Source organism: Neptunicella marina, assembly GCF_014270035.1.
In the GTDB taxonomy this organism is placed as follows: Bacteria; Pseudomonadota; Gammaproteobacteria; order Enterobacterales; family Alteromonadaceae; genus Neptunicella; species Neptunicella marina.
Genome location: NZ_JACNEP010000013.1, coordinates 54,836 through 79,428, shown reverse-complemented (window position 1 = coordinate 79,428; position 24,593 = coordinate 54,836). Strand labels below are relative to the sequence as shown.

At 44.2% G+C, this 24,593-nt stretch carries 37 protein-coding genes; 35 read left to right on the top strand and 2 right to left on the bottom strand.

Features of this window, described 5'->3' with window-relative positions:
- Positions 1 to 16: 16 nt before the first annotated feature.
- From H8B19_RS14650 to H8B19_RS14635, 4 genes are all read left to right on the top strand, one after another.
- A complete protein-coding gene (locus H8B19_RS14650) occupies positions 17 to 679 on the top strand; it encodes a DUF1275 family protein (protein WP_186507635.1) in 663 nt (220 codons plus the stop codon).
- A 26-nt stretch (positions 680 to 705) separates the two neighbouring features.
- Positions 706 to 1,344 carry a LysE family translocator gene (locus tag H8B19_RS14645; RefSeq protein ID WP_186507634.1) on the top strand — a complete coding sequence of 213 codons (639 nt, stop codon included), beginning with the start codon at positions 706 to 708 and terminating at the stop codon, positions 1,342 to 1,344.
- 24 nt (positions 1,345 to 1,368) lie between these two features.
- Entirely contained in the window at positions 1,369 to 1,560 is a 192-nt protein-coding gene (locus tag H8B19_RS14640) for a DUF3185 family protein (RefSeq protein ID WP_186507633.1), read from the top strand.
- A 71-nt stretch (positions 1,561 to 1,631) separates the two neighbouring features.
- The gene (locus tag H8B19_RS14635; RefSeq protein ID WP_186507632.1) at positions 1,632 to 2,177 is read left to right on the top strand and encodes a DUF6265 family protein; all 546 of its coding nucleotides are present in this window, start codon (positions 1,632 to 1,634) and stop codon (positions 2,175 to 2,177) included.
- A gap of 34 nt (positions 2,178 to 2,211) precedes the next feature.
- Here H8B19_RS14635 and H8B19_RS14630 read toward each other — a convergent pair whose 3' ends face one another.
- The gene (locus H8B19_RS14630; RefSeq protein WP_206683192.1) at positions 2,212 to 3,426 is read right to left on the bottom strand and encodes a type III PLP-dependent enzyme; all 1,215 of its coding nucleotides are present in this window, start codon (positions 3,424 to 3,426) and stop codon (positions 2,212 to 2,214) included.
- 587 nt (positions 3,427 to 4,013) lie between these two features.
- Here H8B19_RS14630 and H8B19_RS14625 point away from each other — a divergent pair.
- The 24 genes from H8B19_RS14625 (at position 4,014) to H8B19_RS14510 (ending at position 18,894) form a co-directional block, all read left to right on the top strand.
- Positions 4,014 to 4,532: a P-loop NTPase family protein gene (locus tag H8B19_RS14625; RefSeq protein ID WP_186507631.1), complete on the top strand. Its 519-nt coding sequence runs from the start codon at positions 4,014 to 4,016 to the stop codon at positions 4,530 to 4,532.
- Between the two features lie 74 nt (positions 4,533 to 4,606).
- Positions 4,607 to 5,485, top strand: coding sequence for an alpha/beta fold hydrolase (locus H8B19_RS14620; RefSeq protein ID WP_186507630.1), 879 nt, complete (start codon positions 4,607 to 4,609; stop codon positions 5,483 to 5,485).
- A 34-nt stretch (positions 5,486 to 5,519) separates the two neighbouring features.
- Positions 5,520 to 5,774 carry a hypothetical protein gene (locus tag H8B19_RS14615; RefSeq protein WP_186507629.1) on the top strand — a complete coding sequence of 85 codons (255 nt, stop codon included), beginning with the start codon at positions 5,520 to 5,522 and terminating at the stop codon, positions 5,772 to 5,774.
- 63 nt (positions 5,775 to 5,837) lie between these two features.
- On the top strand, positions 5,838 to 6,392 hold the full coding sequence (locus H8B19_RS14610; RefSeq protein ID WP_194362732.1) for a YdeI/OmpD-associated family protein: 555 nt from the start codon (positions 5,838 to 5,840) through the stop codon (positions 6,390 to 6,392).
- 25 nt (positions 6,393 to 6,417) lie between these two features.
- Positions 6,418 to 6,867, top strand: coding sequence for an effector binding domain-containing protein (locus tag H8B19_RS14605; protein WP_186507628.1), 450 nt, complete (start codon positions 6,418 to 6,420; stop codon positions 6,865 to 6,867).
- 34 nt (positions 6,868 to 6,901) lie between these two features.
- Complete coding sequence (locus H8B19_RS14600; RefSeq protein WP_186507627.1) at positions 6,902 to 7,231, top strand: hypothetical protein; 330 nt, start codon at positions 6,902 to 6,904, stop codon at positions 7,229 to 7,231.
- A gap of 412 nt (positions 7,232 to 7,643) precedes the next feature.
- Complete coding sequence (locus H8B19_RS14595) at positions 7,644 to 7,997, top strand: DUF3465 domain-containing protein (RefSeq protein ID WP_194362731.1); 354 nt, start codon at positions 7,644 to 7,646, stop codon at positions 7,995 to 7,997.
- A 101-nt stretch (positions 7,998 to 8,098) separates the two neighbouring features.
- Entirely contained in the window at positions 8,099 to 8,578 is a 480-nt protein-coding gene (locus H8B19_RS14590; RefSeq protein ID WP_186507626.1) for an NYN domain-containing protein, read from the top strand.
- Between the two features lie 72 nt (positions 8,579 to 8,650).
- A complete protein-coding gene (locus H8B19_RS14585) occupies positions 8,651 to 9,217 on the top strand; it encodes a pyridoxamine 5'-phosphate oxidase family protein (RefSeq protein ID WP_186507625.1) in 567 nt (188 codons plus the stop codon).
- Complete coding sequence (locus H8B19_RS14580; protein WP_186507624.1) at positions 9,218 to 9,436, top strand: DUF7661 family protein; 219 nt, start codon at positions 9,218 to 9,220, stop codon at positions 9,434 to 9,436.
- A 39-nt stretch (positions 9,437 to 9,475) separates the two neighbouring features.
- Complete coding sequence (locus H8B19_RS14575; protein ID WP_186507623.1) at positions 9,476 to 9,694, top strand: hypothetical protein; 219 nt, start codon at positions 9,476 to 9,478, stop codon at positions 9,692 to 9,694.
- Complete coding sequence (locus H8B19_RS14570) at positions 9,691 to 10,041, top strand: DUF2200 domain-containing protein (RefSeq protein ID WP_186507622.1); 351 nt, start codon at positions 9,691 to 9,693, stop codon at positions 10,039 to 10,041. Before H8B19_RS14575 ends, H8B19_RS14570 begins: the two co-directional genes overlap by 4 nt.
- 61 nt (positions 10,042 to 10,102) lie before the next feature.
- On the top strand, positions 10,103 to 10,510 hold the full coding sequence (locus H8B19_RS14565) for a GFA family protein (protein ID WP_186507621.1): 408 nt from the start codon (positions 10,103 to 10,105) through the stop codon (positions 10,508 to 10,510).
- Between the two features lie 28 nt (positions 10,511 to 10,538).
- Positions 10,539 to 11,309 (top strand): class I SAM-dependent methyltransferase, encoded by a 771-nt coding sequence (locus H8B19_RS14560; RefSeq protein WP_186507662.1) that lies wholly within the window; start codon positions 10,539 to 10,541, stop codon positions 11,307 to 11,309.
- Positions 11,310 to 11,321: 12 nt separating this feature from the next.
- Complete coding sequence (locus H8B19_RS14555) at positions 11,322 to 11,519, top strand: hypothetical protein (protein ID WP_186507620.1); 198 nt, start codon at positions 11,322 to 11,324, stop codon at positions 11,517 to 11,519.
- 519 nt (positions 11,520 to 12,038) lie between these two features.
- Positions 12,039 to 14,195 carry a catalase/peroxidase HPI gene (katG, locus tag H8B19_RS14550; RefSeq protein ID WP_186507619.1) on the top strand — a complete coding sequence of 719 codons (2,157 nt, stop codon included), beginning with the start codon at positions 12,039 to 12,041 and terminating at the stop codon, positions 14,193 to 14,195.
- 118 nt (positions 14,196 to 14,313) lie between these two features.
- A complete protein-coding gene (locus H8B19_RS14545) occupies positions 14,314 to 14,625 on the top strand; it encodes a cupin domain-containing protein (protein WP_186507618.1) in 312 nt (103 codons plus the stop codon).
- A 23-nt stretch (positions 14,626 to 14,648) separates the two neighbouring features.
- Entirely contained in the window at positions 14,649 to 14,984 is a 336-nt protein-coding gene (locus H8B19_RS14540; RefSeq protein WP_186507617.1) for a rhodanese-like domain-containing protein, read from the top strand.
- 11 nt (positions 14,985 to 14,995) lie between these two features.
- Entirely contained in the window at positions 14,996 to 15,583 is a 588-nt protein-coding gene (locus tag H8B19_RS14535) for a class I SAM-dependent methyltransferase (RefSeq protein WP_186507616.1), read from the top strand.
- Between the two features lie 52 nt (positions 15,584 to 15,635).
- A complete protein-coding gene (locus H8B19_RS14530) occupies positions 15,636 to 16,148 on the top strand; it encodes a DUF6653 family protein (protein WP_186507615.1) in 513 nt (170 codons plus the stop codon).
- Position 16,149: 1 nt separating this feature from the next.
- Positions 16,150 to 16,701 carry a dienelactone hydrolase family protein gene (locus H8B19_RS14525; protein WP_186507614.1) on the top strand — a complete coding sequence of 184 codons (552 nt, stop codon included), beginning with the start codon at positions 16,150 to 16,152 and terminating at the stop codon, positions 16,699 to 16,701.
- Positions 16,702 to 16,814: 113 nt separating this feature from the next.
- On the top strand, positions 16,815 to 17,333 hold the full coding sequence (locus H8B19_RS14520; protein ID WP_186507613.1) for a DUF8051 family protein: 519 nt from the start codon (positions 16,815 to 16,817) through the stop codon (positions 17,331 to 17,333).
- Between the two features lie 573 nt (positions 17,334 to 17,906).
- Positions 17,907 to 18,317 (top strand): PH domain-containing protein, encoded by a 411-nt coding sequence (locus tag H8B19_RS14515; protein WP_186507612.1) that lies wholly within the window; start codon positions 17,907 to 17,909, stop codon positions 18,315 to 18,317.
- A gap of 82 nt (positions 18,318 to 18,399) precedes the next feature.
- The gene (locus H8B19_RS14510; RefSeq protein ID WP_186507611.1) at positions 18,400 to 18,894 is read left to right on the top strand and encodes a GNAT family N-acetyltransferase; all 495 of its coding nucleotides are present in this window, start codon (positions 18,400 to 18,402) and stop codon (positions 18,892 to 18,894) included.
- A 57-nt stretch (positions 18,895 to 18,951) separates the two neighbouring features.
- On the opposite strand, the gene H8B19_RS14505 is transcribed toward H8B19_RS14510, so the two are convergent.
- A complete protein-coding gene (locus H8B19_RS14505) occupies positions 18,952 to 20,562 on the bottom strand; it encodes a carboxylesterase/lipase family protein (protein ID WP_186507610.1) in 1,611 nt (536 codons plus the stop codon).
- Between the two features lie 238 nt (positions 20,563 to 20,800).
- On the opposite strand from H8B19_RS14505, the gene H8B19_RS14500 reads away from it, so the two are divergent.
- The 7 genes from H8B19_RS14500 to H8B19_RS14470 all read left to right on the top strand — a co-directional run bounded on the left by H8B19_RS14500 (position 20,801) and on the right by H8B19_RS14470 (position 24,513).
- Positions 20,801 to 21,511: a hypothetical protein gene (locus tag H8B19_RS14500; RefSeq protein WP_186507609.1), complete on the top strand. Its 711-nt coding sequence runs from the start codon at positions 20,801 to 20,803 to the stop codon at positions 21,509 to 21,511.
- A 42-nt stretch (positions 21,512 to 21,553) separates the two neighbouring features.
- Entirely contained in the window at positions 21,554 to 21,787 is a 234-nt protein-coding gene (locus tag H8B19_RS14495; RefSeq protein ID WP_186507608.1) for a hypothetical protein, read from the top strand.
- A 67-nt stretch (positions 21,788 to 21,854) separates the two neighbouring features.
- Positions 21,855 to 22,343, top strand: coding sequence for an FKBP-type peptidyl-prolyl cis-trans isomerase (locus H8B19_RS14490; protein ID WP_186507607.1), 489 nt, complete (start codon positions 21,855 to 21,857; stop codon positions 22,341 to 22,343).
- Positions 22,344 to 22,419: 76 nt separating this feature from the next.
- Positions 22,420 to 22,917 (top strand): cupin domain-containing protein, encoded by a 498-nt coding sequence (locus tag H8B19_RS14485; protein ID WP_186507606.1) that lies wholly within the window; start codon positions 22,420 to 22,422, stop codon positions 22,915 to 22,917.
- On the top strand, positions 22,918 to 23,367 hold the full coding sequence (locus tag H8B19_RS14480; RefSeq protein ID WP_186507605.1) for a GNAT family N-acetyltransferase: 450 nt from the start codon (positions 22,918 to 22,920) through the stop codon (positions 23,365 to 23,367).
- A gap of 1 nt (position 23,368) precedes the next feature.
- Entirely contained in the window at positions 23,369 to 24,091 is a 723-nt protein-coding gene (gene bla / locus H8B19_RS14475) for a subclass B1 metallo-beta-lactamase (protein ID WP_186507604.1), read from the top strand.
- An 11-nt stretch (positions 24,092 to 24,102) separates the two neighbouring features.
- Positions 24,103 to 24,513, top strand: a complete 411-nt coding sequence (locus H8B19_RS14470) for a GFA family protein (RefSeq protein WP_186507603.1) — start codon at positions 24,103 to 24,105, stop codon at positions 24,511 to 24,513.
- Positions 24,514 to 24,593: the final 80 nt, after the last annotated feature.

The following is a 24,593-nucleotide window of genomic DNA, read 5'->3' as shown; positions in this document are numbered from 1 at the left end:
TGGCGGGAAATAAACCGTGATAACAAAGTTGCCAAAGTGGATTGAGTACGGGGCGTTTGTACTGGCCTTGGTGGCGGGAAGTATTAATGCCATAGGTTTACTCGGATTTGAGCATCAGTCTGTGTCGCATGTATCGGGGACTGCAACCTTGTTTGCTACCAGCTTTTTGTCTTCTACTACGCAGAACATGCTGCATTTAGGCGGTATTTTGTTTTCATTTTTTATTGGTGCGGCGATTTCCGGTTTTTTATTGCACGGCACTACCGCCAAACTGGGACGTCATTACGATACCGCGTTAGTACTGGAAGCCCTGTTAATATTTCTGGCATTTTATTTATTATCGCAAAACGCCTTTTATGGTCATTATGCCGCGTCTGCCGCATGTGGATTACAAAATGCGCTGGCAACCGCTTATAGTGGTGCCATTATTCGTACCACTCATCTAACGGGGATCTTTACTGACCTGGGGATTATGCTGGGTTCATTGATGCGCGGTGATGCTTTTGATAAACGCAAAGCCATCCTGTTTCTACTGATTATTGGGGGCTTTATTGTGGGTGCTTTTTGTGGCGCTTACTGGTTTAATTTACTCAGATTTAATGCATTACTGATCCCCGGTTGTATTTGTTTAGGACTGGCGGGTTGTTACCGTTTATATTTCAGACACGCAAATAGCTGAGCTGGCAGCTCATTAAGGAGATTAATATGGATATTAATAGCGTCATTACCTTTATCGCAGTCGCAACTTTACTGGTGATTTCACCGGGGCCAAATGGATTTTTAATTGCTAAAACGGTGCCTCTTTCAGGTAAACAGGCTGGCTTTGCCAATGTGTGGGGGTTTGTCACCGCTTTTTATGTGCACGGTACATTGTCGATTTTTGGTATTTCGATTTTGTTGGTGCAATCGGCTTTGGCATTTTCCATTTTTAAATTACTGGGGGCTGCGTATTTAATCTGGATAGGTGTAAAAGCGCTGGTTAACGCTTACAAAACCCCGGCGGTAAATTCAATAAACCAGACCAGCACTACAAAAACATCCGTCTCATTAAAACGTGCTTTTACAGAAGGCTTTTTAACTAACGTATTAAATCCTAAAGTGTCGATGTTCTATTTAGCGGCGTTCCCACAGTTTATTTCCATTGAGGGTAGCCCTTTAAGCGCATATGCACTGGTCACCGCCCATTCGCTGGTGAATTTGTTATGGTTTTCCGCCATGGTGATGATGATGTCTAAGGTGAAAACAGTTGCCGCTAACGCCCGCTTTAGACGTTGGTTGAACTCGGTAACCGGTGTTGTATTTATTGGGTTTGGCAGCAAACTCGCGTTAATGAAAAACAGTTAAACAATAAAAATACAAGGAACAAATATGAATAATAAAATTGTAGGTTTAATTTTAATTGCGGCTGGCGTTGCGTTGGGGCTTTGGGGATATGATGTGTATGACTCAGTGAGTGCCGAAGTCACCCGTGTGTTTAACGGTGATACACCCATTGAAGCTTGGGCAGGCATGATTGGTGGTGCTATTTGTATATTACTGGGAATAATGCGCATTAAATAAACGTTGCCATTGTAATGTGATTCAGAGTTAAACGCTGTACTGCCGAATCATAGTGATTGGGGAGCAGTGATATGAAGTGTTTTAGCTTTATCTTATGTTTTGCTGTATCACTTTGTGTGAACAAAGCGGTACTGGCTAAAGAACAAAATCTGACTAATGCCAGAGTGATGGTTTGGGATGAAACGCGTTCTTCACCCGATGCCAGCTTAGATCTGGTGCAGTGGCTAACCGGCAGTTGGCAAGGCGGATTACCGGATGGCATGCAGCAACATATTGTGCTGGAAAAACAGGCGCAGCAAATTGCCGGATTTGCCCGGGGCTGGAGCAATGAAGGCGCTGTGTTGTTTTACGAGATTAATCTGTTTGTGCAGACAGGCAAGTCGATAGAATATCAGGTAAAACATCTGTCACCCGGGTTATCTGCGTGGGAAGGACAACACGGATTTGTGCGTCACCGCCTGATTGCTTTTAATGATAATGCGGTTTTTTTGATGGCATTACGTTTGTCAAAAATGGTCCGGATAAACATATTGTGTATTTCCGCATACCCTCAGGTGACATTATTGTCATTAACCAGCAGCGCATGCGATGAGCTCTCAAAACTCATCGCTGCTTGATTGTTTAACCGAACCCTCAGTGCTGTTAAGCGAGTTATGCGGTTAACGGCACCACATTGTATTCTTCGCTTACTGCGTCGTTTACCACCACAATTTCCGCTTTACGGAAAAAGTTGAAATCGGTAGCGGTGGCTGAGGTATAGGCACCCATCATGCGGCCGACGATGAGTGCACCACATTCCAGCTCTGGCAGCATAATGTTATCTTCAATCACATCCACGCTGTCACAGGTTGGACCCGCTAATACACTTGAACTGCGCTCGCCAAAAAAGTCGAGGCTATCAATCGGGTAGTGGGTGTAGTCGAAAATTCTACCGCTGTACGAACCGTAAATACCGTCGTCCAGATAATACCACCAGCGACCTTCACGTTTGGCTTTACCCATCACTGATGACACAGCCGTCATTGAGGGTGCAGCAATAAAACGCCCCGGTTCTGCAATTAATCGTGTGCCCGCAGGTAAACCTGCCAGTGCGTCACGAATAGGCGCACAGAATGTATCAATCGGCTGCACTTTGTCCTGATAATCCACCGGGAAACCACCACCGATATCCACAATCGATAACGCAGGTAAACCTAATGCTTCCGCTTGCATAATGATGCCGCCACATGAACGGATAGCTTCCACATGTTTCGTCGGTTCAGCACACTGCGAACCCACATGGAAAGATAAACCCAAAATGCGGATGCCCCAGTCTGCCGCTTGTTGCAGTAATGCCATGGCAACAGCCGGGTCGCAACCGAACTTTTTGGATAAGTCGATTTTGGCATCCGGACTGCGGAAACTCAGGCGCAACAACAATTGCACATCAGCCGCATATGGGATGAATTTTTTCAGCTCATCCGGGTTGTCGATCACAAAAGTACGACAGCCGTAATCCAACGCATGACGAATATCGCTGTCACGTTTAATGGGATGCGTGTGAATGGTACGCGCAGGATCTAAACCCAGTTCCGCAACCATATCCACTTCACCATTGGTGGCTAAATCAAAGCGCGCACCTTCCTGCATCAAGGTAGAAATAACAGCAGGATGTGGCAGCGGTTTGATGGCGTAGTGCAATTCAACACCTGGTAGTGCATCACTCAGTGCACGGTACTGACGACGAACTGCATCGCAATCCAGAATCAATAAAGGTGAACCATGAGTTGCAACTAAAGAACGAATACGCTCAGCTTCGCTGGTGAAATCAATGTGTTCGATAACAGATGGTTGAGATGAAATCATCTCAAGAATAGCAGGTGCCATTAAGGGTCCTCACGTAACCTCGGGTTACTGTGTAGTGGGCCAACGAGTACCGTAAAACAGGTTAATCTGAACCTGAATTTACAGCGGTTAATCAGTTCTGAATAGTTACTCGCCGGCGCTCGGAGGAGCCCAGACGCTGATTGGCTATCAGCAAAGTGCGCGCATATTACGCCTGATGAATTTCTGCGCAAGTATTTTTTATCAATGCATGAAAATAATTTTTCTGACTATATTTGACCGATTCTGTAGAGTGAGTGGGTGGTCGCTTTTTTAGCAGGTTCCAGGCAAGGCTTGTTGTTATTGATGAATAATATTGTGCTGATAACCACAAAGGACAGATAGCTGAACTCAATTTGCGTGTGTTGATTATTTGTCCACATCTTGTCTGGTATACCCTATTTCTATATTGACACTTCTCAGGTTGTATAGAAATATAACCCCATGAAAACTAATCCTTATTTGTCATTTTTTCGAATTATCATCATTCCTTAGGAATGGTGGGATTAGTCATGTAAATCGTTTAATCAACCCACCGCGTAAGGTGGGTTTTGTTTATCTGCCTTGGTGGAATATAAAAAGGAGGCAGTATGCAAAAAGTCGCAGTATTTGGTAAACCCGGCAGTGGTAAATCAACCCTAAGTAAGGCATTGGCGAAGGCCAGGGATTTGCCTTTGTATCAACTCGATTCTCTGGTTTATCAGCCCAATGGAGAGCTGGCGCCGCAAGATCTTTTTGAGCAACAGCATCAGAAAATTCTGCAATCCGAACATTGGGTTATGGACGGCTTTGGCCCTTTATCAGCATTTAATCAGCGCCTGGCAGCAGCCGATACACTGGTTTATATTGACCTACCTTATGCAATCAGTTATTGGCTGGTGACCAAACGCTTGTTAAAAGGCTTGTTTGTAAAACCGGAAGGTTGGCCAGATGGCAGTTCTGTTCTTAAAGGCAGCATACAAAGCTACAAAACATTGCGTATGTGCCCCAGGTTTTGGAACGAAGATTTTGTTAAAAACCTAAAACAGCTCGCTGCTGGTAAGTCACTTTTTATCATTCGCTCACTTGATGAGCTTAATCACTTTGCAGAAAACGTCACCCATCAATGACTTATTCTAGATAAAGGGTTAAGGTAACCAGACAATAAAGATATATAAATTCAAGTAGTTACGAAGGAACTGTAATGAATAAAATTCTGATATTAATGCTGTCCCTAGCGAGTTTCTTTTCTATCGCCGATGAAGCTCCCATCACGCCAACCAAATCGGGAATGTACGATGTGGGTGGTTTTAAGTTGTATTTGGAATGCTTTGAAAATGACAAACCGATTTTAATTCTTGAACAAGGTTTTGGGCGTTCTGGTTCTGATGGCGTGTGGTTAAATAATATTGCGCGGTTACAAAGCGACTTCAGTATTTGTTTGTACGACCGCTCGGGCCTTGGTAAAAGTGAAAAAGGGCCGGTACCTTTTACTGTCAATGATATGGCAAGCCGTTTACATACCTTGCTTGAAAAAGCCGAAGTTAAACCACCCTATTATTTTGCCGGTGGTTCATACGCTATTTATATCATTAGTGCTTTTAATAATTTGTATTCCGATGAAGTACTGGGTGCGGCATTTATCGATCCCAGCCCTATCGGCTATTTCCATACCATGGGCACACGCTGGCCAGCGAATTTTAGCAGCGACAATCAGGAGCTTATGGGATACATGCAGTTTGAACAAAGTGTGCATGATCCTATGTTTAAACGTGTTCCAGAAAATGTTGACCATATGCAAAGCTATCAGCAATTAAACCACGCCAAAAATTTTGGTCACAAACCTGTGATTGTGGTGCGTGCCGCAGACAAAGGTGAACGTTACGATCCGCCGTTTGTACCAGGTGAGATTGCTAAAAAAATGGATGAACTTTTTGCCGGTGCAGATGCACAATTTAAATCATTATCCACCCATTCTAAGGTGGTGTATTCAACCTCAACCCGCCACCATTTGCACATTACAGACCCCGATTTGGTGGTAAAGAGTATTGAGCAACTATTGGACTCATCTGCGCCTCATTAGCAATGTATCTAGTGAATAAATGTGAGCCACAGCTATGCGTATCGGTTTTTATTTAAAAAACTCACTGATTAAGTCTGTGATTGTTAGCGTTTTGATTGCCGCTGTGGTCACATTATTGGAGTGGTTTAACAATCCTTCGGGGATTTTTCATGATAACAATGGCACCCACTGGTCTTTTGTAATGGATACCTTTAGCAGTTGGTGGTGGCCGCTTATGTTGTGCCTTGTATTGATAAATGTGTTTGTAAATATTCTTCACACCAGCAAAGGTAATAAAGTAGATGATTAACGGTATTAATCAGATAAAGGTAATATTATTTTTGCTGAGTGCAGCCATATATAAAGGGGGCTTATGTTAATTCCAGAATTAGACACCTATTCCAGCTTTGATACAACATTGTTATGTCCTAAAAACATGGGTGATGAAGCACCCTGGGCATTTGTAGTGTTGCCGTTGCAAGTCAGCGAAAAGTTACCCAGACGCGGCAGAATGACTGTTAATGTATTACTCAACGGACATGCTGCGCAGGTGTTGCTTGAACCGGATGGGCAAAAAAGTCACTGGTTTAAAGTGGATAATGATTGGCTAAAAGAAACCGGTTGTGAGTTTGATCAGCGAGTACAGATTGAGCTGGATATGATTAAACCCGAGCCAGAGCCTGAAGTGCCTCAAGATTTAAATCAGGCATTACACAATGCCCCTGACGCCTTAAATACCTGGCTGGCAACCACAACAATAGCGCGAATAGATTGGATCCATTGGATCGTAACCGCTAAACAGGCTAAAACCCGCGACAAACGTATTCATGATGCGTGTGATATGCTGGCCAAAGGTAAAAAACGCGTGTGCTGTTTTGACCCGTCGGGTTTTTATAGCAAGGCATTTGGCGCTCCCAAAACAATGTAAATCAACGGATTAAAAAGGATAGAACGTGGAGTTAAAACACATAAATGGATTTAGCGTCACTGGCATTAAAGTGCGTACAACCAATGCCGCTGAAATGGACACAAGCACAGCTAAAATCGCCGGTTTATGGCAGCATTTTTATCAGGACGTGATGCCGCAATTGCCACCAGGTAGCAAAATTTATGGCGTATATTGTCACTATCAGTCTGATTACCGGGGTGAATACGATATCTTTGCGGCTGCCGATACTCTGTCTGCAGACCTTTTGGAGGAGAGTGAATCGACGAATATTCAATCCGGTCAGTATTTAGTGTTTAGCAAAACCGGCGAAATGCCACAGGCTGTCATTAGTTTGTGGGGCGAAGTGTGGGAATATTTCAACCAACCGGATTGTCCACATCATCGTGCTTACACCAGTGACTTTGAGTTTTATAAAAGTGCTAATGAAGTGGAAATCGCCATTGCAGTCAAATAGCGTTTATCAGCATTAACGCTCCAGTCAGGAGGGAATGATGAAAGCACGCGAGCTGGAAAAAATTTTATCGGTACTTAATACCTATTCGCCGAAAGGCGTTGGTATCTTTACGCTGGCCAAAGAAACTCAGATCGGGCCTAATAACTTGCGTAATTTTTTGACTCAATATCCAGAGTACTTTGTGCAATTACCTGATGAGCCTTTGTACCAGATTAATCGTTTTGGTCAGTTCCACGGTGATAAAAGGTTGATGTTGGAATATCATCAGAAACAATTTTGCCTCCCAAAAGCTCACAGTAGCTGGCTGTTATTTATGTTGTTAATTGGCGTGTTTGTATCTTTAAGCGCAGTGTTTCTGGATTGAGGAGCGGACTAAAAACGTTCAGGCTGACAGCTCAGAGTTATTTTTAAGGCAAAGCTGAACGCTGCACGGACGCAAGCTTTTCTTGGTTATTAAAGGACTTGATTTAAATGAAAGTATTAGAGCGTGTTGATCTTTGCTGTATGAATTTTGTTCTAACTAAACGCTTTTTAATCGCGACGCTTATTTGTAGGCCTAATGGATTAAGTCAAAAATAAGCAACAAAGAGTAAAATGTGTTTAGGACGAACCCTTCGGGCAACGTTTGCGCGGCATTTCTACTGCTTCAGCACTCATTTATGTAGAACAACTACACTACATTCGTGCTTCATGGTTTAAATACCGCGCAACTCGTTGCAAAAATATACAGCAAAGATCAACACGCTCTAGCACCAGCCATCCTTTATTTATGTTTATTGTTAACCACAAAACTGGTACAGGCGGGAGACATTGATTCGGCATTTGGTAAGAAGCTGAGTGATGTTCAGGTGAATGGCAGTGGTACGGTAGTCAGGGTGTTGGCTGATGATAATAAAGGCTCGCGCCACCAGCGCTTTATCTTAAAGCTTCATAATAATCTCACAATTTTGATTGCGCATAATATCGATTTAGCCCCACGAATTGCCAACTTAAAACAAGGTGATGATGTTGCCTTTTATGGTGAGTATGAATGGAATGAAAAAGGGGGTGTGGTGCACTGGACGCATCATGATCCTTCCGGCCGCCATTTAAATGGTTGGTTAAAACATCAGGGGCGAACCTATCAATAGTTTTACAAGAGCGATGTCAACAGCAAGTTGGCGCGTCATTACTTGTCATTTGGTGGTAAAGTAAAAATTGCCACCACCGCCGTAAAAAAGATGAGCCAGTAATGAAAAAAGTCGCACTGTTTGTTGATGTGCAAAATGTGTATTACACCACGCGTCAGCGTTATCACTCTAATTTTGATTACAACCGTTTTTGGCAACAAGCCACACACGGCTGTGAAATAGTTACCGCTATCGCTTATGCCATTGATCGTGGGGATAAAAAACAACAGGAATTTCAGAATATTCTGCGAGCCATTGGTTTCGAGGTAAAACTCAAACCCTTTATTCAACGCTCAGATGGTTCGGCCAAAGGTGACTGGGACGTGGGGATTACCATCGATGCCATGGATTATGGACCGCAAGCTGATGTGGTGGTGTTGGTCTCCGGTGACGGCGATTTTGATTTACTGGTGAATAACCTTAAAAACGAAAAAGGCAAACAGGTACAAGTGTATGGTGTGCCTGATTTAACCGCGGTATCGTTAATCAATGCCGCGAGCGAATATATTCCGATTGAAGGGCCCTTATTGTTAGGTCATTAAAATTAATTAATAGCTAGCTGGCTATCGGGCAATTCAAATTGACTGCAAATCTAACTTAAAGGAGCAAACAACGTGGGCCAGCAATTTTCCGCCATGAACGATAAACACATCGAGTTTATCCAGCAGCAAAAATTGTTTTTTGTCGGCACGGCAACCGACAGCAGTAAAGTGAACATTTCTCCCAAAGGCATGGATTCATTCCGTGTTCTTAACGACAAACAAGTGGCCTGGCTAAACGTTACTGGCAGCGGTAATGAAACTGCTGCACACGTGCAAACTCATCCACGCATGACCATTATGTTTGCTGCCTTTGAAGGTAATCCGTTGATCCTGCGCTTGTATGGACAAGCCAGCGCCATTCATCAAACCGATAAGCAATGGGCACAACTTTATAGTTTGTTTCCGGCGCATCCGGGGGCCCGGCAGATATTTATTCTGGATGTCGATATGGTGCAAAGTTCCTGTGGTATGGCAGTGCCCTTTTATGATTATGTGGGTGAACGTGAACAACTTACTGACTGGTCGCATAAAAAAGGTGAAGATGGCATCAGGCAATATTGGGAAAAGAAAAACCAAACCAGTCTGGACGGGATCGCCAGCAACATTCTGCAAAAAAACTTAGGTGACGAGATAGCATAAATGCAGCAGTATCAATTTGATGTTTTTGGTATACCCATGTTAGTGAAACGGCGCGAGTCACAATGGTTACTATTTACCAAAGCACAAGGGTTAATGGCACCTGTTAACGATGTGGTTATTCCAAATGAATTTACGGTCGGTGAATTGCCGGTGTTTCTGGCGGATATGTATCATGAACTGGCAACGTCACTTCACCCTGACGTCACAAAAATCAGTTAGGGTGTTGGCAGGAATAATCAAAACATAAGGAATGTTTAAATGTTACAACAACGTTTATGGGCTGGATTCGCCCTGTTTATTTGCCCGCTAATTATCATTGCTGCAATCTTTAATGCTGGTCATTTGTTAGGAGTGGTGGCTTACACCTCTAAACCAATGGTGGTACCTCAGTTGTTATCTCAACTTGCTATTATTGCCGGTGGTATCAGTTCCGCTTCGGTTTTTAATAGTCAGATTAAACAGATGAAAAACCAATGAACTCTGTCGATCGGATCTATGCGCTAACCTTTGCCAGGGTTTATCCAATGTATGTGCAAAAAGCCGAGCGCAAAAATCGCACACAACAAGACGTGGATAAGCTTATCTGTTGGTTAACCGGCTACGATAAGACTGCTCTGGAGCAGCAAATTGCTAAGCAATCTTCCTTCGAAACATTTTTTGCCGAGGCACCGCAATTACATCCTAATTGCCAGCTAATTAAAGGCGCGATATGCGGTATCAGGGTGGAAGAGATTGAAGATAATCTGGTTCAGAATGTGCGTTATCTGGATAAAATTATCGATGAACTTGCCAAAGGCAAGGCGATGGAAAAAATAATGCGTTAGCCGATACTCGCCGGTTAACACAGTCAATAATGAATATGCGAACAAAACAAAGGAAGGAACAATGCAATACCCGGTTGAAGGTTCATGTCAGTGTGGCGGGGTTAAATACACATTAAAAGCCGCGCCATTAATGGTTGTGGCCTGTCACTGTAAAGAATGTCAGAAATTATCCACCAGCGCCTTTAGCATTACCGCTATGGTCAGAACCGAAGATGTGCAATTTGATGGTCATATGGCGCATTGGCAGCGTACTGCGGACAGCGGTAATGTGAGTGGTGCCAAATTTTGTCCCACCTGCGGCAACCGTATTTATCACTTTAATCCGGCTGAACCTGATACGTTAAAACTCAAGCCTTCCAATTTATCTGATACCAGTTTAATTCAGCCCACTGCACATGTGTGGGTAAGTGAAAAACAGGACTGGTATCAAATCCCGGAAGGGGTAAAAGTATTTGATAAACAGCCGTAATAAGCCAGATATTAAATACGAAACCAAAATGGATTATTTAAGCGTAAATAAACAAGCCTGGGATAAAAGAACTCAGATACATGTTGAATCTGAGTTTTATGATGTTGAGTCATTCATACAGGGTAAGTGTTCATTAAATCCAATTGAACTGGAACAAGTTGGCAATGTACAGGGCAAGTCTCTGCTGCATTTACAATGCCATTTTGGTCAGGATAGCTTGTCCTGGGCTCGTCGGGGGGCGTTGGTTACCGGGGTTGATTTGTCTTCTCACGCTATCGAACAAGCTAATTTACTCAATCAGTCTTTGGGTCTGAATGTAGATTTCATCCAAAGTGATGTAGTGCAGTTTGGACACGGAAACAGACAACAATTTGATATCGTCTTTACCTCATATGGCGTGTTGTGCTGGCTACCTGACTTGCAGGACTGGGCGCAAACGGTTTCCAGCACGCTAAAGTCTGGCGGTGAGTTTCATCTTGTTGAATTTCATACAGTTAACGATTTGTTATCGGGTTATTCGTATTTCCCAACTGGGCAGCCTGATATTGAGGAGGAAGGCACTAATACCGAAAACTGTGATGGGTCGAAATCTACAACAGTGACCTGGTCCCATTCAATCAGTGAAGTGATAAGTGCGTTGATTGCTGCCGGATTGACAATTGAGTCTTTCTCTGAATATCCCTTTAGCCCATATAATTGTTTTGATGGGTTGGAGTTTGTGCCAAATTTGGGGTATCAAATGTTGTACAAAGGACAGCAAGTTCCCCTGGTGTATTCAATCAAAGCGCGAAAAATATAATCGGAAGTTGAAATGAAAAAGTTAACTACTCAGTTTGGCAAGGCAGAAAAGCCAGTCGTTGTCGGTATAGGCGTAGGAGTGGCTATTGGTGTGGCGTTAGGTGTTGCTTTGCAAAATTTCGTTCTTGGAATTGGCATTGGTATTGCTATAGGTGCAGCAATGATTACGACGCAAAATAAACAGAAAAAGAATACGGATCCTAAAGAATAATTGACGCTTTATTCAGCTATGGTGGCTGCTGCACGCAAGTAATCAATTTGCAGATCTTAGCCATATATTTTTTACTGTTTTAAATCCATATCTATCCTACCCCTCCTCTTTGATAGATTTTAACTATCAACTCTTTCGTTATAAGCGATTTAACAAATCCAGTTATCTGTCCAATACTTAGGGCGTGTTGATTTTTGGTATGTGTTTTTGCAGCAGTTTGTCGCGACTTTAAACAATGCAGAGCGAATGACGTGTAGTTATTCTACATGAATGAGCGATAACGCCGCAGAAATGCGCGACAAACACTGCCCCCACGGTTTTAAAGAAAGGGGTTCAACTCAAAACCTTCTGTTCTTTGTTACCGGGTTTTGACTTAGACCCACTAGGTCTGCAACCCGGCGTCGCGATCAAAAGGCTTTGAGCTTGAACAAAATTCATATACCAAAAATCAACACGCCCTAATTTACAGATTTTCACGGGCTTTGCCTTTATTACTCTACTAATGTAAGGAATTCGTTTATGTCGCAAAATAAATGCCCCGTTATGCACGGAGCCGCTACTCAGGCTGATATGTCGCAAATGCAGTGGTGGCCAAAAGCGTTAAAACTCGACATTTTGCATCAGCATGATGTCAAAACCAATCCAATGGACAGCGATTTTGATTATCGCCAACAAGTTAAAACTCTCGACTTTGAAGCATTGAAAAAAGACTTAACCGCCCTGATGACAGACTCGCAGGAGTGGTGGCCAGCAGACTGGGGTCATTATGGTGGTTTGATGATCCGTATGACCTGGCATGCGGCGGGTTCGTATCGTGTGGCCGATGGTCGTGGTGGTGCAGGTACCGGTAATCAGCGTTTTGCGCCCCTTAATTCATGGCCGGATAACGCCAACCTGGATAAAGCGCGTCGTTTGTTATGGCCAATTAAAAAGAAATACGGCAATAAATTAAGCTGGGCCGATTTAATCGCTTATGCCGGAACCATTGCCTATGAATCGATGGGTTTAAAAACCTTCGGTTTTGGTTTTGGTCGTGAGGATATCTGGGCACCGGAAACTGATATTTACTGGGGTTCTGAAAAAGAATGGTTAGCCCCAACGGGTAGTGAAGGTACCCGTTATTCTGGTGAACGCGATCTGGAAAATCCCTTGGCGGCGGTAATGATGGGTTTGATTTACGTGAACCCGGAAGGGGTAGACGGTAATCCTGACCCGCAAAAAACCGCCCACGATATTCGTGTGACCTTCGAACGTATGGCGATGAATGATGAAGAAACCGTTGCTTTAACAGCCGGCGGTCACACCGTGGGTAAAACACACGGTAATGGTGATGCGGAATTGTTGGGTAAAGAGCCAGAAGCCGCAGGTATTGAGGAACAGGGATTAGGCTGGAATAACCACACTAAGCGAGGTATTGGTCGCGATACTGTCACCAGCGGAATTGAAGGTGCCTGGACCAGCAAACCGACGCAGTGGGATAACGGTTATTTTGAAATGCTGTTAAACCACGAATGGGAATTAACCAAGAGCCCGGCCGGTGCATGGCAGTGGCAGCCGGTGGATATTAAAGATGAAGATAAACCGGTGGATGTGGAAGACGACTCAATTCGTTGTATGCCGATTATGACCGATGCCGATATGGCGATGAAGGTTGACCCCGAATATCGCAAAATTTCTGAACGTTTTTACCAGGACCCGGCGTATTTTTCCGAAGTTTTTGCCCGCGCGTGGTTTAAATTAACCCACCGCGACATGGGGCCTAAAGCTCGTTATATCGGCCCGGATGTGCCTAAAGAAGATTTAATCTGGCAGGATCCAATTCCGGCGGGTAACAGTAACTACGACGTGGAAGCAGTTAAACAAAAAATTATTGCAGCCGGATTGTCGGTTAGCGATATGGTAACTACCGCCTGGGACAGTGCACGTACTTACCGTGGTTCGGATATGCGTGGTGGTGCAAACGGAGCACGTATTCGTTTGGCCCCACAAAAAGACTGGCAGGGCAATGAGCCAGAGCGTTTAGCGCGTGTATTGGCTGTGTATGAAAAAATTGCAGCAGACACCGGAGTGAGTATTGCTGATGTGATTGTACTGGGCGGAAATATTGGGGTGGAACAAGCAGCAAAAGCCGGCGGTTTTGACGTCACAGTACCATTCACTCCAGGTCGCGGTGATGCCACACTGGAGCAAACCGACGTGGAAGGCTTTGAATACTTAGAGCCGGTGCATGACGGTTTCCGTAACTGGCTGAAAAAGGACTATGCGGTCAGTGCCGAAGAACTGATGCTGGATCGCACTCAGCTAATGGGCTTGACCGCAAACGAAATGACAGTACTAGTTGGTGGAATGCGTGTTATCGGTACCAATCATGCAGGCTCGAAGCACGGTGTCTTCACCGACAATCTTGGTGTTTTAAGCAATGACTTTTTTGTTAATTTAACCGACATGAAATACAGCTGGCGCCCCAGCGGCAATGGCGTGTATGAGTTACGCGACCGCACTACGGGGGAAGCAAAGTGGACAGCAAGTCGTGTGGATTTAGTATTTGGTTCTAACTCAATCCTGCGCGCTTATGCCGAGGTTTACGCACAGGACGATAACCAACAAAAATTCGTTAACGATTTTGTTGCGGCATGGACCAAGGTAATGAACGCTGATCGATTTGATGTTGCTTAAGGTGACGTTGCACTAAACAGCTTGTTTTACGGCTGATAAAACCCCAGATTGTGTTTATCTACAATCTGGGGTTTTTGTATATAAGTCAGTGACGTGGCTGGATGAAAAGGGGAATTGGGTGCAAATAATCAGAAGTAAAAGTTTTACCGGTAAAAAGGCCTGGGATTCGTTACCCATTGCCAATATGAAGGGTATTACCACCAAATTACACTGGACGGATAAACCCTATAAATGGCATATCAACGATGGAGAGGAAGTTTTTGTCGTGCTCGACGGTCAGGTTGAAATGCACTACAAACAGCAAGCAAAAGAACAAATTGCTTTGCTCAATACCGGTGATATTTTTTATGCATCGATTGGTACAGAGCATGTCGCTCATCCGTTGGGTGAAGCACGTATATTAGTTGTTGAACAAGAAGGCAGTATTTGAGTTTTTGTTAAAAGGAAAATCCAATGAAAAAATTGATGTTAGCTATGGCAACATTGCTGTTCAGTACGTTTACTCTGGCGCAGGCTGTTTGGGTAGATGTGCGCAGCGATGAAGAATATGCACAGGATCACATAAAAGGGGATATTCAAATTCCCCATGTACAAATAGTGGAAGAGTTAGGCAAACTCTACCCGGATAAAAATACTGAAATCCATTTGTATTGCCGCAGTGGCCGTCGTGCCGGTTTGGCATTAGAAGCCCTGCAAGAAGCGGGTTATACCAATGTGCAGAACGCCGGAGGTATTGACGACGCCAGACAAGAGAGAAAGCTCAATACCGATATTTCATCCCAACCCTGAAGAGGTCATTTATGTGGGATCAACGATACGCGGATAAAGACTATGTTTACGGCACTGAACCCAACGATTTTTTACGTGAATATGCCGGACAAATAAAAGGCCCTGTGCTGTCATTAGCCGAAGGAGAGGGGCGTAACGCAGTCTATTTAGCCAGCTTAGGTTTAGATGTATTAGGGGTGGACAGTTCAGCCGTTGGCTTGCAAAAAGCGCAAGCGCTGGCCACAAGTAAACAACTGACAATCCAAACTGAAGTGGTTGATTTGGCTGATTTTATGCCAGCATCAAATCTTTATGGTTCAGTGGTTTCAATTTCGGCACATTTGCCCAGTGTTATTCGTCACCGTCTGTATCCATTGATTGAACAAAGCTTAAAGCCGGGTGGATTGTTGATTTTAGAAGCTTATGCTGAAGAACAATTAGAGCGAGAGACTGGCGGACCAAAGGATATCGATATGTTGATGTCGCTGGAAAAAATACAAACCGAATGGCCAACACTAACACCTGTTGTGTTGCAGGAAGTCACTCGCAATATTGTTGAAGGTAAATTCCACACGGGGGAAGCCTGTGTCATCCAGTTTATTGGTCAAAAACCGCTTTAACGCCGTTTTTATTGGTTTTCAGTTAGAGATAATTTTAAGGACTGTCGGTTAAATGGATTTTACTCAATGGGCACAGAGCACCATGCTGATGGATGAAAATGCATGGGCTCGTCATGCCAATCCCAAAAGTGTCTATTCACGTTTTTCTATTTTACCGCTGCTCAGTCTCGCTATATGGTCACGTGAATGGATAGGCTGGTATTGTGTCATCGCTATCGCTTTATGTTTGTTGTGGACTTGGCTAAACCCTCGATTGTTTGGGCCACCTAAAACAACAAATAACTGGGCATCCATGGGCACCTTTGGTGAACGGATTTTTCTGGCTACCGATAAAAAAGACTTACCAACACATCATCAGCATGTTTGCCTGTTATTACAGCTTTTTACTGCCATTGGTGTACCGATTTTATTTTATGGTTGGGTTACCTTAAATATTTGGGCTGTGGTGCTGGGGAATTTATGGGTGATGTTATTTAAAGCATGGTTTGTTGATCGTATGGTGTGGTTGTACCTGGATTTAAAAGACACACAGCCAGAATACGCAAGTTGGTTAAAAAGAGGTTGATGTGATTATTGTTGTTGCGGATATTTTTGGTTATACCAATGCCTTGCAGTGCATCGCAGATAGTATTGATGATGATGTTGTTATTGTTGATCCGTATCAGGGGCGAGATATGCAGTTTGCTGATGAAGCGCAGGCGTATGACTATTTTAGCCGGAATGTGGGTTTAGCGCGTTATCTCACCGAACTAAAATGTCAGGTTCAACAGGCCGGTGATAATTGCCAACTAGTTGGTTTTAGCATGGGCGCGTCGGTGACCTGGTGTTTGTCATCTGATCCTCAAGTTACCAATATTGATAAAGCGTTAGGTTTTTATGGCTCTCAAATTCGGCATCACGCTGACGTTGAGCCTGAGTTTCCAGTCAGATTAATTTTTCCGGCTTCGGAGCAACATTTTAGTGTGCCTCAGCTTATGCAAAAACTGCAACGTAAAGCGTTGGTGCAAGTGGCGCAATGTCAGTATCAACACGGTTTTATGAATCGCTATTCCGCCCACTTCAATGGGCAAGGATATGATCAATATATGCAGCAAATTCAGTCCTTTGTTAAAAGCTAAATGTGTTGAGTTCATGGATTACGATTTAAAACATACTGTTACAGCTTATTAGCCCGCTTAATGCCAAACTTAATTTTATTGATTATGTTTGTAACGCCGTGCAGGAGGCAATTGTGACAAACCATTCCCATCGTCATCTTTCTATTTTGCTTGTGGTTTCTATGCTGCTGTTAAGTATTTTAGTCCCCGGCGGACCGATAGAAATTCGCGACTTCTCGCATATTTCGCCAGTAATTCTGGGACTGTTTAATGCGTTTTTGACTATTCTAGGCATGGGCAGCTTGTTTGTTGCTTACGGAGTGTACCGTAAGCGCCACTGGAGTTACTCGCTGGCACTGGCATGTGGCATTAGTTATTTGCTGGTGTATCTGCTTGATTTGGCAAAAATCTTTCCTGTGTCACCTACACCAATGTCGTTACCATTACTGGTGATTGAATGTGCTGGCAGCATAGTTGCGTTACCTGTCATTGTGATGAGTTACAAACGACTGAGTAAAGTACAATCCTTTGTATCAGGCACCAATCCGTACGGGGAGACTGCAGCTCATAAGTCCATTGGCTTATATGTTGCGGCGTCAGTGATTGGAATCGGTATTATTATCTTCGCAACGTTATCGGCTATGGGACGCTAGGGTCTGTTGAACTTTGCTGTATGCTTTTGCAACGAATTGCGCGGTATTTAAACAATGAGGCACGATTGTGGTGTAGTTGTTCTACATGAATGAGTGCTGAAGTAGTAAAAATGCCGCGCAAACGTTGCCCGAAGGGTTCGTCCTAAACGCTTTTTACTCTTTGTTGCCTATTTTTGACTTAATACATTAGGCCTGCAAATAAGCGCCGCGATTAAAAAGCGTTTAGTTAGAACAAAATTTATACAGCAAAGTTCAGCAGACCCTAATTTAAACCTGATAAAGGGCGGGAGAAACTGCCCGCTGGTAACACCGTTATAATCAGCAACCCTTTGTCAGGATGGCGTAAAGGAAATCTTAAGGAAAAGTGCGCTATGCTTAAAAAGCTGTTTATGGTGATTGTATTTGGTGTTGCTGGGGATCAAATCAATTAGAGAACAGGCAAACGGGGCGAGGTTATGCCTTTGCCGGAGCGGGACGTAAAGCGGCAGTTTGGCACAAACCAGAGTACATACCGTTACGGAAGTCGGTTTAGCACAACAGATCAATGTTGTCGCCGTATTCAAGGAGGAATCAATGTACAAGTTTAGTTCAAAAAAAGACCTGTGGTTAATGGTGATTATCTATGGCACCGCGGTTATGAGTTTTGGTGCAGTGTTAAAAATTGTTTCCCAGTCAGCTGATATTGTGTCGTTGGGCATTGCGCTGTTTGTTTTTATTATGGGCGTTGTCGCGCCAATGTGGCTGATTCGTTCAACCCGTTATTTAATTAATCACAGCCATCTGTTAATTCAGAGCGGTCCATTTAAGTGGACAATTCGACTGGCAGATATTTACGCGATTAAACCGTCCAAAAATCCTGTTTCCAGCCCGGCTTTGTCACTCGACCGTCTCGATATATATTACGCAGATAATAAACATGTGCTGATTTCTCCTGCGGATAAACAGGCCTTTATCAAAGCATTAAATGTAAAGTTTCGTCCTTAGCTGTGAAAAAGTCATTCAGCTGACTTGAAGGCAGAACTGCGGCAAGGCAATATGCCTTTCGTATTTATTCACCAGACATATAATGACCTTTTCAATTCGACCCTATCACCCGCAGGACTGGCCTCCTCTTTGGCGGCTTTTACAGCCTGTATTTGCTGCTGGTGAGACCTATGCATTTGCAACAGATATCAGTGAACAACAAGCCAAAAAAGTTTGGGTGGAGATGCCTGAATATTGCTGGGTGGTGGAAGATGCTAACCACAATCTGGTCGGTACTTATTATCTGAGAACCAATCATCCGGGGCCGGGATCCCATGTGTGTAATTGCGGATATATTGTGTCACCAGAAGCCCGTGGACGGGGGTTAGCATCACAAATGTGCGAGCATTCTCAACAACACGCGCTGTCGCTTGGATATCGTGCGATGCAGTTTAATTTTGTGGTGTCCAGCAATCAGGGCGCCATACGTATATGGAAAAAGCATGGCTTCGATATTGTGGGCACTATACCTAACGCTTATAACAGCAAATCATTAGGTTTTGTTGATGCTTACGTGATGTTTAAAACATTGATGTAAGAAAGCATATTTAGCATGAAAAAAGCCGCATTGTTGCGGCTTTTTATCACAGATGATTTATTGAGCTGAGGCGGCCACCGCATCTAACCGGGCTTTCCATGGATCTTCACCATGTACAGCATTACCCTGAGCGCTGAAGTTCATTATGTTCGCTCTATCAGGTTGAAATGCCTGCCATTCAGGTAAACCACCTCCATTGGGATTAGCGGTTTTAATAAAGTTAACCAGATAACGGAATGGTAATAGTGCTGCTTGTTTATCCTGCGCGGTAAGTGCTGAATATTTACGTTCTATGGTGTTAAAGAAAAACGGGATATCGGTGGCGTGTTGCGCACCCTGACCATCACGAATTTCATTCGCCACATAGGAAAAGCGATACAGATAAGCGGGCTCACCCAGTCTGGTCATTTGTGTTGCAAAAAAGCGAGCTGGTTCCTGCATGCTGCGATCCTGCCCAACCTGAGAACTCAATAACTGCAGTGGTAAGTTATTATCCGGATCATAAGCTTGTTGCGCTTGCTGCGCATGTTCACTAAAGGTATCAAACAGTCCGGCTTTACTGGCTGCATATTGATAACCGATATCCTGACTGGTGGTGCCAACCATAACCGGAACATGCGCCACCTTACCTGCGGTGACCATTTGTTGAGTACTACCCCGAATAATCTCACCATCTAACAGCGGACCACCAACATAGGTGGGTTTACCCTGAGTGGGGGTGAATAGTGCAGTTAAATTTAAACCATCCACAACCTGCTCCGCAGAAAGTGCGCGCAACTGGCGAAGGGCTTTTTCATCGTTACCTTCAATCGCGTATTTTGCCGCGAAGTTTATGCCGATTTGTTCGGCAGAAGGATTTTGCTCTGTACCTTCGCTTATACTGCGTTCACCCATTAGGGAACGCCCTCCACCAGACATAATCACCGCGCTCTGGAATAAATCCTTGCTGGCTGGCGCCTGCATTAAGGTGTGCACTGATCCTCCACCTGCTGATTCACCCATAATAGTGATCTTTTCAGGATTACCACCAAAGGCTGTTATATTGTTTTTAACCCATTTCAGTGCGGCAATTTGATCCATAAAAGCGTAATTTGCTATCGGACCTTGCTGTGACGCTGTTAACGCCGGGTGCGCGAAAAATCCAAAACGCCCCAAACGGTAATTAAAGCTGACAAATACCACACCTTGTCTGGCAAACTCGCTGCCATCATAAACGGCTGGTGAGGCGCCGCCATTGACATAACCACCACCATGGATCCAAAGCACCACTGCGGCATTTTGTATGTCGTTAGGTGTCCATACATTTAAATATAAACAGTCTTCGGCCGGTGTCTGACCCAAAGGTGCCGCATCACTGGGAAAGGGTTTCTGCATGCAGTCATGGCCAAACTGAGTCGCATTACGTATGCCCTGCCAGTCGGCGGCAGGTTGAGGTTCACGCCAGCGATTACCTTTTACTGGAGGCTGCGCGTAAGGAATACCTTTAAAAACCGTGATATTTTGCTGTGTGATGCCCTGTAACTTTCCATTAGCAATTTCCACGACATCATGTTTTGAGCCTGTGCCGGGGGAAACGTCAGGAGATGATGTTTGATTACAGCCCCCAATCAACAGTGTGCTTAACACCAATGCATGACTGGCTGTTGTGAACTTGGATCTTCGACTCATATTCCCTTCTCGCAAATAGTTTCTGACCTGATGATTTTTATCATTACATAAAACATATTTTAAATGCCAACCATGATAGTAAGTACTCAATATTAAATAGAAAAATGAATGAAAAATATAAATATCTGGTCTTTTACAACACGTTGACCCGGGCGTACTGATATTGCGATATGAATTTTTTCAGACGCAACATTTTCTGGTGCGCGCGTGGTTTTTTGTGAATGAAAAGGAGTAAAAGTTGCAGTCTGTTGTTACTGTTTTGGTGGATTATTTAGCGCAAGCGCTGCCCTTGATAAAACAAGAGTATAACTGGAGAATTCCGGTTGTTGCAGGATTCGGTAAAAGCGGTGAAAAAGGTTATTCAGCCAATATTGCATTAAAACATTTTCTGCATCAGCAGTGGTTAGAAGCCGATATTGCTGGTAAACAAAAACTGGCGAAAGTGATTGTAGCCGACTGGGGTGGTGTTAAGGGCAACAAAACAGAGACGTTACACCAGTATGTTGAACGTTTATCTGTGCTTAATCCACCGACTCCGTTAAAGGGGATTGCGAGCTATTCAAAGATATTTGCCGTAGCTGATTTGTATCGGTTTGCTATTTACGATGCCAGGGTCGCGGTGAGTTTAAATGCGCTGCAATGGCTTCATGACCCTCACCGGGGCTTTGCATTTAGTTACATTTCCGGGCGCAACAATGTGACTGGCCATGCGACAAAACGCATTGGTTTTGTTTACACTGATACATTCAAAATCAACAATTTGGTCAAAGCCGGTTGGCAACGCATAGCACGGGACGATACATACCGTAGCTACATGCAACTGCTTAATGATTGTTTGCAATATTTTCCGGATTATAAATTGTACGATTTGGAAATGGCACTGTTTGCCAATGCCGAGAGGCTGGCGCTTGAGGCGATGAAACGAGCCGGCTCCATATCGACAACATAACATCTGGCCAATATCAGATAACCGCACAAAAAGGAGGGAGTGATGCCGGTTAAAAAGTGGATTACCCAGTACAGTATTGCATGGCCACTATTGGTTGTGCTTTTAGGTGGGATTCAGTACCTAAAAGGAAGATCAACAGAATATTCAATAGAGTTTGGACTTATCTGGGCGTCAGTGTCGCTGGCGATTTTTGCCTATGTGCGTGTTAAAAACTTTCGTCGTGGGACTGACTGTGCACTGTGTAATGATTTACCCGCCAGGGACAATAAACAATAGCCCAAGGCTGGTCATCGTTTGTTAAAAACCGATATGATGTAGCATGACTAGCTTTGGTATAAAACAAATGATGAACAGGATTAAACAACTGACTCTGGCCTGCGCTGCTTCGACGATAATGGCGGGCTGTAGTTCTACCTCTGGTGAATGTTCCAAACCGGGTGCGGCGCTAAATCAGGTTAAAGCGCAGGTATTTTTTATCGAAAATGCCAAGCGCGAGGGAGTTAAAAAATCTCCACACGGCTACCAGTATAAGGTGATTAAAAAGGGACGGGGAACCCGGCACCCTGAATCCGGAGACAAGGTGCTGGTGTATTATCAAACCCGTAAACTGGACGGTACCCTGGTTGATGCGACTCAACCCAATGCACCAATGGAAATGAACGTCAAAGATGTGATTAAAGGCTGGCAACTGGCGTTGGCGGATATGGTTGAGGGAGACAAATTCACATTGTATGTGCCTGCCGATTTGGCCTATGGCTGTAAGGCCAATCCTCCTGCATTTGGTTACGATGAAGCGCTGGAATTTGACATTGAGTTGCTAAAAATCAAATAAACTTTTCCGGTGCCTGAGACAGTTCAGGTACTTGCCGCTTTATTCTTATTAGACTCGCGCTGCTGAGGAGGTGGATATGCAAGGATATTTATTAAAGAAACAGCAGATTGATCAGATGCCGGGACAAGATAAATCGCATTATCTGAACCCCGAGGCACAACGTAACAACAAATCGCTGGGCGATTTAACCGGCTTGAGCGGATTGGGTTTCCACATTATTCGTGTCGCTCCGGGCAAATGGTCAACCGAAACACATGTGCATTATTACGAGGATGAATGTGCTTATGTGTTAGAGGGAACAGGACAGGTGCGGATTGGTGAGCAACTGTATGCCATTGAAGCTGGGGATTTTATCGGTTATCGCGCCAATGGTTTACCACACAATATGCAAAATACCGGCAATCAGGATTTGGTCTGTATCGTGGTTGGGCAGCGATTACCTCATGAAGTAGCGGATTACCCTGTGTTGAAAAAACGTCTGTATAAAAATGTCAGTCGCGACTGGGAACTGGTTGATCTGGAACAGATTGATTATCCGCCCAGAGGTAAAGTGTCAGATCAGGAGAAGTCGTAGATGCTCAGTATTCGCCATGCCGGGATTGATGACCTGGATGCCGTATTTGAATTAATACAGGCCATCGCAGCCCATCATAATCAGCAACAATATGTCACTACCTGCAAGACACAGCTATTGCAGGATGGTTTTTCTGAACAACCCAAATTCAAAGTGTTGCTGGCCGAAATCGACAGTAAGATTGCCGGGTATGCATCTTACAGCTGGATGTATTCTATCTGGCGTGGCAAAACGGTAATGAATCTGGACGATTTATTTGTGTGGGAGCAATACCGGGGGCAAAAAATTGGCCAGCAGCTTATGCAGGCATTACGTGAAGTCTGTTCTGAGCAGCATGCTGTGCAAATTCGCTGGGAAGTGGAACAAGACAATCATGGGGCGATTCGTTTCTATCGTGAACTGGGTGCGGATGTATCGATCAAAGGCTTATGCCGTTGGCAGTTAAGCTAAGATGAGTCGTATGCAAAAAATACTGGTTTTACTATTGTTGTGCAGTTCCTACTGCGGCGCCTCTGGCAAAACGTTGGAAATCAAGCAACTCAATGAGCACTTGTATCAACACATTTCTTTTAAAGAAGTATCGGGTTTTGGACTGGTTTCATCCAATGGTCTGGTGGTGAGTGACGGAGCGGATGCCTATTTGGTGGATACGCCCTGGTCCGAAAGCGATATGCAGATCCTGTATAAATGGATCAAACATAAAGGTTTAACCCTTAAAGGTGCAGTTTCAACACACTGGCATGAGGACAGAACTGCCGGACTGGCTTTTTTAAACCGGCAATCTGTTCCAACTTATGTATTTGAACGTACTAATCAATTACTGGCACAACATCAAAAAACACAAGCAACGCACTCTGTGAAAGGAGATAGTTTCTGGTTAGTGCAGAATAAAATTCAGCTTTATTTTGCTGGTGGCGGGCATACCGAGGATAACGCGGTAGTGTGGCTGGCGGATGATAAAGTGTTATTTGGCGGCTGTTTGGTGCGAGCAGCTGAAACCGGTAATCTGGGGTATACCGGTGAAGCGGTCATGCAGCAGTGGCCTGAATCGATTAAACAATTGCAGCATCAGTTCCCTAAAGCTAAACAGGTTATTCCCGGACACGGCGATGTTGGTGATCAGTTCTTGTTGCTGCACACATTGCACATGGCCACAGACAAACAAAAAAATTAAAGGACGTTCAGATGCAAAAATACCATGGAAGTTGTTTGTGTCAGTCGGTTAAATACTGTGTTACCGGTAAATTTGAACAGTTTTATCTGTGTCATTGCCAGTATTGTCAGAAAGATACCGGTAGCGCTCATGCTGCAAATTTATTCTCATCCAGCGCCCGTCTGGAATGGTTAGAAGGGAAAGACAAGGTCACTCAATTTCACCTGCCGGCCAGTCGCCATGCAAGAGCATTTTGCCAGCAATGTGGTTCGGCTTTACCCTTTGAGAATCATGATCTCTCATTGTTAGTCGTGCCCGCCGGAAGCCTTGATCAACCGGTGGATATTAAACCTACTGCTCATCTGTTTACCCAGAGTCAGGCCGGTTGGGAGCAAAATCTCGCTGCGACTGAACGTTTTAAAACCTTTCCTCATCTCAAATAAAAAACACTTCACTCACTCCTTGCTGAAATTGACCTAAACTTACTAAATCGCTGATTGTCAGGCCGTGTTGTCGTCAGCTA